A 670-nucleotide genomic window follows, 5' to 3' on the forward strand; every position below is an offset into this window, starting at 1 on the left:
GATCAAGTTCAACTTTGACAATCAATGGGAATGCACCTTGCATTGCCATGGATGTCATTCCAAGGCGCTACCGCGTACGCGCCATTTTTGTCGATTTTAGGTGAATCTTCCATCGTCCTCGCGTCAAGTGTTTGTCTGTCGGACGATTTCCCGCGGCACTGGATAGGAACGCAGCATGTGCTTGAAAAATCGTTTGGCGGCGAGCGTGACAATGTCCATTACCGCGGCTGAGCAGCGACCTGGCTATGCCAGTCCTTCCTCGAAGCAGCTTCCGTGCCACAATTGGGCCGCAAACGATCTGAATCCAGTGGCGCAATTTCGTCGGCTATCAAACAATGATGTTGAATTCCTCACAAATTGCGCATGTTTAAACGGCCGCACGAAGAGAGCTTCATGAGCGTCAAACCTGTGTGAACACACGCCGGACTTCATCGGAGAGCGCGTCGACTCTCGAGTATGGGAAGACCACTCGAACAGACACATTGCGATGGCAATTGAGTGTGACGACGAATCAAGCCAGACCGGGACTTGCTAGTGCGACCTCCACCGACAAGGAAATCGCCGTGCTTGAGCGTCGGCTCGCTACCGCCTTTCGTAACAACGGGGACTGCCAGAAGGTCGCCGACATCCCTGGCGTTGGCCTTCTCACGGCCACCGCGACGGTTGCATC

The 670-nt window shown here is 54.3% G+C and carries 1 pseudogene; it reads left to right on the top strand.

Annotated elements, in window-relative coordinates:
- Nucleotides 1-548: 548 nt before the first annotated feature.
- A pseudogene (locus VSR34_RS38160) lies at nucleotides 549-670 on the top strand (IS110 family transposase); the annotation flags it as partial.

It is taken from the genome of Paraburkholderia sp. JHI2823 (genome assembly GCF_038900695.1).
In the GTDB taxonomy this organism is placed as follows: domain Bacteria; phylum Pseudomonadota; class Gammaproteobacteria; order Burkholderiales; family Burkholderiaceae; genus Paraburkholderia; species Paraburkholderia mimosarum.